We start from the raw sequence: 8,168 nt of genomic DNA on the forward strand, positions 1-8,168 counted from the left end.
TTCCAGTCCATGTACACCGCGGTCATGGAGCGCACGCGCGAGATCGGCATCCTCAAATCGCTTGGCGCATCGCGCGGCTATATTGTCGCGGTGGTCTTGCGCGAGACTGGCCTGCTTGCCCTGGCAGGAATCGCCCTCGGGGTGGGCATCACCTATCTCATGCGCCTGATCTTTCACTTCAAGTTCCCCACGCTGGCCTACGCCGTCACCCCTGGATGGGTGGGAACGGCAGTCCTGATTGCCTTCTCCGGCGCCATGCTCGGGGCGATTTATCCCGCGCTCAAGGCTGCCCGCAAAGACCCCATCGACGCGCTCTCTTACGAATAATTGCCCTGCGCCTCAGCCGGTGTCTGGGGAGAGGAGTGTTCGACGCGCTACAACTTTTGTGGAGCTCTCAGGCGCGCTCGACAGATGTAGGCTCTCCTCGTCGCCTGAGGATTGCCATGGGTTCTTTGCACTTGTTTGCCAACCTTGCCGCCGAGCCTGCCTCAATCATCTATATCGTCACTGGGGCGGCCGGACTGCTGGTTGCGCGACTCCGTCCGGGCAGGCGTTCTCCCGGCTCGTCGATTGCCATGCTCTTTTGTCGCAGGTCGAGCCGCGACAGGATGGCCCGAATTGACCTGTTAGAACCGGAAAGCGATCCGGCCTGAATTCCCGGTAGGACATGCTCTTGCAGTGATTCACTTCCGCGGATCCGGCACCCGAAGGCAATCTTGCGTTGACGCGGCCCGGACTCTCGGCTATCCTTAAGTCTCGCGCAGTCTCGCGCCTCGGCGTCCGTGTGTTTATGCATAGGCGGTCAGGCATCCGGGACATCCGTGGTGGATCCACCTGGACGGCTTTTACTCACGCTGTTCTGAAGCACCCATCCAATAGGTATTGTGCGTAGTCCGGGCCATGCGAACCTAGGTTCGTGCGTCAGGTTTTGCTGACCACCGTGCCCGGAAATCAGTTTTGTACTTGCAGTGCCATTTTGCACCACATTTCTTCATGCACCACGCCGAACACTGAAGACGGCAGAAACAAGGAGTAAACCAGAGATGCCCACTACGATTCCCAGCGGTAAAGACATCCAGCGCAAGTGGTTCGTGATCGATGCCAGCGGCCAGACGCTCGGTCGCCTTGCAACGCAGGCCGCTTCCGTCCTTGCAGGTAAGCTGAGCCCCCTCTACACGCCCTACCTTGATATGGGCGACCACGTCGTCATCATCAACGCGGAGAAGATTGTCCTCACCGGCCTCAAGTCCGACAAGAAGCTCTATCGCCGCTACACCGGATTCCCCGGCGGGCTCCGCGAAGAGTCATTCGTCTCGCTGCTCGCGCGCCGTCCGGAGGCCATCATCGAGCAGGCTGTCAAAGGAATGCTTCCCAAGTCGAAGCTCGGCCGTCAGATGGCCACCAAGCTCAAGGTTTACAAGGGCGACCGCCATCCGCACCAGGCGCAGCAGCCTCAGCCAATGCAGATCGCTGGCTAGGGTCTTTATTTCAGGGATTGACAGCGGGCTTGGGCCCGCTGAATTAAGCAAGATGGCGACGGGGCTTTAGCCCCGGCCTCAGCAAGTTCAAGGAGCATCATGGCAGATCTCGTCCAGTACTACGGAACCGGCCGCCGCAAGTCCTCGATCGCGCGTGTTTTCCTGCGCCCGGGCAGCGGCAAATTCACCGTCAACAAGAAAGAATTTGACGTTTACTTCGTCACCGCGCAGCAGCGCGCAGCCGCCAAACAGCCGCTCGGCGTCTCCGGCATCGACGAGACCTTCGACATTATCACCACCGTTCGTGGCGGCGGCGTCATGGGACAGGCCGATGCGGTCAAGCTCGGCATCGCCCGCGCCCTCATGGAGTTCAACCCGGAACTGCGCAAGGCCCTCAAGTCCGAGGGCTTCGTGACCCGCGACTCGCGCGGCAAGGAGCGCAAGAAGTACGGACAGAAGGGCGCTCGCGCTCGCTTCCAGTTCTCCAAGCGGTAATGCTTGGGTTCTCAGTTGCCTGTTTGCGGTTTCAACGGGCAACTGAGAATTGACAACTGATCTTCGCACCACCCTCCGGTGCAGTTCGCCAGAGGCAAGGAGTCAAATCTCCCGAGCCTGTTTCGTCAGGTGGAGGATCAATCCAGGCGCCGGCCCGGCCGTTCTGCCTTAACCAAGGAGCCTTATGGCAAATATCACAATGAAAGAGCTGCTCGAAGCAGGCGTTCACTTCGGGCATCAGACCAAGCGTTGGAACCCTCGCATGAAGGAGTACATCTTCGGCGAGCGCAACGGCATTTACATCATCGACCTCCAGAAGACCCTCAAGATGTTCAAAGAGGCGTCGAAGTTTGTCACCGACCTCACTGCCGAAGGCAAGCTCATCCTCTTTGTTGGCACCAAGCGCCAGGCGCAGGATGCCATCGCCGAAGAGGCCACCCGTGCGGGAATGCCCTACATCAACTCCCGCTGGCTCGGCGGCCTGCTGACCAACTGGGTCACAGTCCAGAAGTCCGTTAAGCGCCTCCAGGAACTCGATGACATGTCCACGGACGGCCGCTACGAGCTGCTCACCAAGAAGGAAGTCATCAAGCTCGAGCGCGAGCGCAAGCACCTCTCGACCAACCTGTCCGGCATCAAGAGCATGAGGCGCCTGCCCGACGCCATCTTCGTCGTCGATTCGAACAACGAAGCCATCGCCGTCGCTGAGGCCCGCAAGCTGGGCATCCCGGTCGTCGCCGTCGTTGACACAAATTGCGATCCCACCGTGGTCGATTACGTCATCCCCGGCAACGACGACGCGCTGCGCGCCATCCGCCTGTTCACCACCAAGATCGCGGACTCGGCCTACGAGGGCACGCAGATGGTCTCCGAGAACGCCTTCGCTGCCGAAGTCGCCGACGTCGAACCCACGCAGGTTTCGGCCGAACATATCGGCGAAGACGGGGAATCGGATGGCTATGAGTCGCACAGCGACGGCATTCAGGCTGCGGCGGACGAAGACGACAACGTAGACCTTGAAGCCGTCCTCGGCGGCAACATCCGCAAGGCCCCCGCTGCCGCGATCGCCGACGAGCCGGAGAATGCAATCGCCGACACCGGCGCATAAACCTCGAAGCTAAAGTTGTGCTTAAGGGCACGGCTTTAGCCGTGCCGTAATAGCCTCTTAACTTTATAGGGCGCGGGCTTGAGCCCGCGCCCTTGCAGAAAGCACAAAGGAAACTCAAGAATGTCTACTGAAACCGCTGTGAAGATCGACGCCAAACTCGTCAAAGAACTCCGTGAAAAGTCCGGCGCCCCCATGGGCGACTGCCTCAAGGCGCTCCAGGAAACCAAGGGTGACATGGAAGAGGCCTTCGTTGTCCTGCGCAAGCGAGGCATGGCCTCTGCCGCCAAGAAGGCCTCCCGCACCACGAACGAGGGCGCGGTGGGCACCTACATCCATGCCGGTGGCAAAATCGGTGTCCTGCTTGAGCTGAACTGCGAGTCGGACTTCGTTGCCCGCACCACCGACTTTCAGGAGCTGCTCAAGGACATCGCCATGCACATTGCGGCGACCGACCCGCGCTACGTCCGCCGCGAGGACGTCACCGAGGAAGACCTCGCCCGCGAGAAGGACATCTACCGTGCCCAGGCTGCGGCCACCGGAAAGCCCGCGAACATCATCGAGAAGATGCTCGAAGGCAAAATGTCGAAGTTCTACGAGGAGGTCTGCCTGCTCGACCAGCCGTTCATCAAGGAGCAGACCCAGACCATCGCCGCGCTGATCGCAACGAAGGTCGGCAAGCTCGGCGAGAACATCTCGGTCCGGCGCTTCGCCCGCTTCAAGGTAGGCGACCCCAACTGGACGGTAGCCACTACCAAGCCCGCTGCCACAGAAGAACCGCAGGCATAGGCCGCCATCACCATCGCGTCAGATCAAAGCCCGGACCCAGCGTGTCCGGGCTTTGATGTTGTTGTGGATTGCTCAGGCCGACGAGCTGCCGGTCATCAGCAACGAGTGCAGAGTCAGGTCTTCCAGAAAGCTGATCTCCAGCCGGATGCCGACGACTCGGCCAAGATCGGCGGCGATAGCAAGATTTCTGCGGCAGGTACACAGGTCGGCCAGGCTCAAATGACTGGAGCGGGTCAGTTCAAGTCCCGAAGACACGATCGAGGCATAGAGATCCAGAATCGAACGAAGCTGGATCTCGATGCGAAACTCGATGGTGCTGGGCGAAAGCGCCTTGCGGTCGATCACCCATCCACCGCAGTCCGCGAAGGCGGAGGTCAGGGTCGAGAGAAGCCCTTGGCGCTCTTCGTAGCTGAAGCTCTGGATGTCCAGGGATTGCATGTTGGTAACGGCCTGCCATGATTTGGAATCGTGTGCGATAGGCTGTTCATCGGAGCCGTAACCGGGTTGCATCACCCATGTCCGGGGGTACGGGGGTCATGTGACGCCCTAGCCTGTAGGTTGACATCCTCTGCGCGGTGCCGGACGAACGCGGTAAAAAGAAGTGGAGGCCGAATGGTTCTGGGACTGGGAACGGACTTGATCGAAATCGAGCGGGTACAGGCGAGCATCGACCGCTTCGGCGAGCGATTTCTGGAGCGCATCTTCACCCCCGGCGAGATCGCCTATTGCCAGCAGAAGAAAAAGCACGCGGCGGAGAGCTTCGCCGCGCGATTCGCCGCAAAAGAGGCGGGAGCCAAGGCCCTCGGCACGGGCATCAGCCGAGGCGTGGGATGGAAGGAGATTGAGGTGAGGCGCGCAGCCGGCGAGCGCCCCACGCTGCACCTCTCCGGCCGCGCCGCCGAGAGGGCTGCCGCAATGAGCGTCAAAAGGCTTCAGCTAAGCCTGACCCATAGCCGGACATTGGCCATGGCTTTCGTAGCTGCCGAAGGCTGATCCGTGGTCGAAGTAAAAAAAATCGGTGTCATGGTGGAAATCGGTGTGATGTCTCCTGAAACCAAACGCTGGATTTGGGCATCTTTTGCAGGCAAAGGACTTTTCTGCTTTGCGCCCATCGGACCTGATTACATTTCATAGGCATAGGACGGTCATGCGTTGTTGTATCCTCTTGTTGATGAACCGGGCTGTGACGGACGCTCCAGGCCAGAGGCATAGCTCGACGGAGTGAAAGGGTGGGTTGTTGCGCCGGGCAACAGGAGACTTTTCAAGGAGAGCTATGCCGAGTCAGCAAGAGGTCAGATGGTCGCAGTTGAAGGTGGGCGTAATCGTCCTTATTTCGACCATCGTGCTGGTAACGTTACTCTTCCTGATGACGAGCGCCTCCGGCGTGGGCATCTTCTCCCACAAGCTGACCGTCACCACTTACTTTGAGAACGCGGCCGGGCTGAAGACCGGAGGCGCGGTCAACCTGGAGGGTGTCACCATCGGCACGGTCAAGAGCGTCACCGTCTCCGGCGCCCCCGAGCGCAAGCTGACTCCCGTCAAAGTCGTGATGAGGCTGAACGACAAATACGCCGGAGAGGTGCGCAAAGACTCCAAGGCCTCTCTCTCCACCGTCGGCGTCCTGGGCGATACCGTAGTGGACATCAACAGCCAATTTGCCGTGGGACCACCCATCGCAGACGGCGACGAGCTGAAGACGACCGAAACCCCTACCCTGACCGATGTGGTCAAGGCCAGTCAGGGAACCATCGAGAGCCTGAACGTCATTCTGGCCAAAATGAACGCGATTGTGGATAACATGCAATCGGGTAAAGGCTCCGTCGGCCAGCTCATCAACAATCCCGATCTGTACAACAAGGTCAATGCAACGGTCGATGAGCTGCACAAGCTCGAAGTGAACCTGAACACCGGGCGCGGAACCATGGGCAAGCTGATGACCGACGATACGATGTACAACCGTCTGAACGATGCCGCAGGCAAGCTGGAGAACATCGCGGACTCGCTCGATGCCGGTAAGGGCACAGCAGGAATGTTGCTGAAAGACGACTCGCTCTATAAAAATCTGAACTCAACCCTGGTCCACGCCAACTCGCTGATGGCTGACGCCGACGCAGGCAAGGGCGGTCTGGGCCTGATGTTAAAGGACCCGAAGTTTCGTAAAGAGCTAAGCGATACGCTCACCAATGTGAACCAGATCGTCGCCGGCATCAACGCCGGCCAGGGAACGCTGGGCAAGTTGACCAAGGACGAGGCGGCCTACACGAACCTGAACAACCTGCTCACCTCAAGCACCGACCTGGTCAGGACCATTCGCAGCGATCCAAAGAAATACCTCACCATCCACATGCGGATCTTTTAGAGAGATACCTCCGCGCCCTCAGGCGACCACTGGCTGAAACACGCGGTCTCCGTCTTCGGAGATGCGTACTTCGCCTTTGCCAATGTCATACACCCATCCGGAGATGGTCAGTTCTTTGCGCGCCATGGCTCCCGCCACAGAAGGGTGCGTGCGCAGGTGCTGTATCTGAAGCAGGACGTTCTCCTCAGTCAGTCGCTTTGCAAAGTCTGCCTGCTCCTCGCCGCTTTCCGCCAGCGACTTGGCCACGCTCATAGCCGCAAGAGCGTTGGTCATCCAGTTCTTCACAGCGGGCATCTCAGCGGCTGCATCCGGCTGCATCAGCGCGGCCATGGCGCCGCAGTCCGAGTGCCCGCAGATGATGATGTGCGGCACCTTGAGTAAGGTGACGGCGTACTCGACCACTGCACTCACGCCGCCCAGCATCTCGCCATAGGCGGGAATCATGTTGCCGATGTTGCGCAGTACAAACAGGTCGCCCGGACCGGTCTGCGTAATCGTCTCCGGTTCGATGCGTGAGTCCGCGCAAGTGACGAACAGCGCCATCGGCCTCTGTGGTCTGCTCACCGCGTCAAGGTAGGTTGTCTTTCGCTCCGGATACACTTCCTTGCCAAACCGCACCACTCCTGCCTTCAACTGCTCCAGTACATCCTGCACAAGTCCCTCTCTTTCATCTGTAACGATCGCATTGCGAAGTCAGTTTGGGTAGGCGCCTGATCAAGCCGTCTTCCACTTGATATTGCACCCAATGCTGAACTGTTGGTTCGCGTTCGGGAGCTTTCCCTCAATGACAGCATCGAGCGCAGCGCGCAGGTCTTTGCCGGTCACAGGAATGTCGTTGCCGTAATCTCCCCGCCGCGGACGACTGTCGTCCAGTTGCCCACGATAGACCAGCTTCAGGTTGCGGTCGAAGAGGAAGAAGTCCGGCGTGCAGGCGGCGTCGTAGGCCCGCGCCACCTCCTGTGTCTCGTCGAACAGGTAAGGGAAGCGGAAGCCAAGCCGCACCGCCTGCGCCTTCATCTCTTCGGGGCCGTCCTGCGGATACTCGACCGTATCGTTCGACGAGATGGCCACAAGGCCGATCTTTCCCGCATAGTCGCTCCCAATCCGCGCCAGTTCCGCCTCCACATGCTTCACATACGGGCAGTGGACGCAGAGAAACATCACCAGCAGCCCCGACTGTCCGGCGGCAACATCATCGCGCCCGACTGCCTTACCGCTCACCACATCCGGCAGTTCAAACGCCGGTGCCACCGTGCCCAGCGACACCATCGTCGATTCAGTCCTCGACATAACTCTCTGTCTCCCTCATTTGCTGTTGTTCTCCCATTCTAAGCGGTGGCCGCATAGACTGACCTCGCAACCGTGCAAAATCGAAGCTACTGACAACTGAGAACTGACAACCGCATTCATGCCCATCCCACGTACTCTGGCCGGAGGCCACATCTCGCCCAGCAGACTCGCCCGAGGCCCGAACGGCCTGCCGCTATGCCGCTGGTGCGATCTCGAAATCCTCGCCAAACGCCGCCGCACGTTCTGTAGCGATTACTGCGTCCACCAGTGGCGCCTGCGCACCGATCCCGGCTATCTGCGCGAGCAGGTCTTCAGCCGCGACCGCGGTCTTTGCGCCGCCTGCGGCATCGACACCGTCGCCGCCTGGAACGCCCTGAAGCGTGCCCGAGGAGCCGCCCGCGCCGCCGGCCTGCGCCTCTATGGCATGAAGTCCATCACCAGCCGCCGCAGCCTCTGGGACGCCGACCACATCCGCCCTGTAGCCGAAGGCGGTGGCCAGTGCGACCTCGACAACCTGCGCACCCTCTGCCTGCTCTGCCACAGGGAAGCCACGTCTAAGCTGCGCGTACGACTCAGAGCAGCCGACCGAAAGATGTGAAATACAGAATTTGCCCTTAGGGAGCTTCTGATTAAGTCTTCGCTTTGAAGGGGC

The 8,168-nt window shown here is 60.0% G+C and carries 12 protein-coding genes; 9 read left to right on the plus strand and 3 right to left on the minus strand.

Annotated elements, in window-relative coordinates; translation table 11 throughout:
* The 6 genes from VFU66_RS05585 to VFU66_RS05610 all read left to right on the plus strand — a co-directional run.
* Nucleotides 1-327 (plus strand): ABC transporter permease (locus VFU66_RS05585; protein WP_326445251.1); only part of this gene is annotated, 327 nt, incomplete at its 5' end.
* A 116-nt stretch (nt 328-443) separates the two neighbouring features.
* Nucleotides 444-653, plus strand: a complete 210-nt coding sequence (locus VFU66_RS05590) for a hypothetical protein (protein WP_326445252.1) — start codon at nt 444-446, stop codon at nt 651-653.
* A gap of 390 nt (nt 654-1,043) precedes the next feature.
* The gene (gene rplM / locus VFU66_RS05595) at nt 1,044-1,478 is read left to right on the plus strand and encodes a 50S ribosomal protein L13 (protein ID WP_326445253.1); all 435 of its coding nucleotides are present in this window, start codon (nt 1,044-1,046) and stop codon (nt 1,476-1,478) included.
* 99 nt (nt 1,479-1,577) lie between these two features.
* Complete coding sequence (gene rpsI / locus VFU66_RS05600; RefSeq protein ID WP_326445254.1) at nt 1,578-1,973, plus strand: 30S ribosomal protein S9; 396 nt, start codon at nt 1,578-1,580, stop codon at nt 1,971-1,973.
* A 184-nt stretch (nt 1,974-2,157) separates the two neighbouring features.
* Nucleotides 2,158-3,081: a 30S ribosomal protein S2 gene (rpsB, locus tag VFU66_RS05605; protein WP_326445255.1), complete on the plus strand. Its 924-nt coding sequence runs from the start codon at nt 2,158-2,160 to the stop codon at nt 3,079-3,081.
* 120 nt (nt 3,082-3,201) lie between these two features.
* Entirely contained in the window at nt 3,202-3,867 is a 666-nt protein-coding gene (locus VFU66_RS05610) for a translation elongation factor Ts (RefSeq protein ID WP_326445256.1), read from the plus strand.
* A 72-nt stretch (nt 3,868-3,939) separates the two neighbouring features.
* On the opposite strand, the gene VFU66_RS05615 is transcribed toward VFU66_RS05610, so the two are convergent.
* Nucleotides 3,940-4,377 carry a hypothetical protein gene (locus VFU66_RS05615; protein ID WP_326445257.1) on the minus strand — a complete coding sequence of 146 codons (438 nt, stop codon included), beginning with the start codon at nt 4,375-4,377 and terminating at the stop codon, nt 3,940-3,942.
* Between the two features lie 102 nt (nt 4,378-4,479).
* Here VFU66_RS05615 and acpS point away from each other — a divergent pair, with 102 nt between their 5' ends.
* Together acpS and VFU66_RS05625 are read left to right on the plus strand one after the other, a co-directional pair.
* Entirely contained in the window at nt 4,480-4,860 is a 381-nt protein-coding gene (acpS, locus tag VFU66_RS05620; RefSeq protein WP_326445258.1) for a holo-ACP synthase, read from the plus strand.
* A 280-nt stretch (nt 4,861-5,140) separates the two neighbouring features.
* Nucleotides 5,141-6,226 carry an MlaD family protein gene (locus tag VFU66_RS05625; protein ID WP_326445259.1) on the plus strand — a complete coding sequence of 362 codons (1,086 nt, stop codon included), beginning with the start codon at nt 5,141-5,143 and terminating at the stop codon, nt 6,224-6,226.
* Between the two features lie 18 nt (nt 6,227-6,244).
* Here VFU66_RS05625 and VFU66_RS05630 read toward each other — a convergent pair whose 3' ends face one another.
* Together VFU66_RS05630 and VFU66_RS05635 are read right to left on the minus strand one after the other, a co-directional pair.
* Nucleotides 6,245-6,880, minus strand: a complete 636-nt coding sequence (locus VFU66_RS05630; RefSeq protein ID WP_326445260.1) for a carbonic anhydrase — start codon at nt 6,878-6,880, stop codon at nt 6,245-6,247.
* A 60-nt stretch (nt 6,881-6,940) separates the two neighbouring features.
* The gene (locus VFU66_RS05635; protein ID WP_326445261.1) at nt 6,941-7,516 is read right to left on the minus strand and encodes a thioredoxin family protein; all 576 of its coding nucleotides are present in this window, start codon (nt 7,514-7,516) and stop codon (nt 6,941-6,943) included.
* 118 nt (nt 7,517-7,634) lie between these two features.
* Between VFU66_RS05635 and VFU66_RS05640 the strand changes: the two genes are divergently transcribed.
* A complete protein-coding gene (locus VFU66_RS05640; protein ID WP_326445262.1) occupies nt 7,635-8,114 on the plus strand; it encodes an HNH endonuclease in 480 nt (159 codons plus the stop codon).
* Nucleotides 8,115-8,168 lie beyond the last annotated feature (54 nt).

Origin of the sequence: Edaphobacter sp., assembly GCF_035763405.1 — a bacterium.
In the GTDB taxonomy this organism is placed as follows: domain Bacteria; phylum Acidobacteriota; class Terriglobia; order Terriglobales; family Acidobacteriaceae; genus Edaphobacter.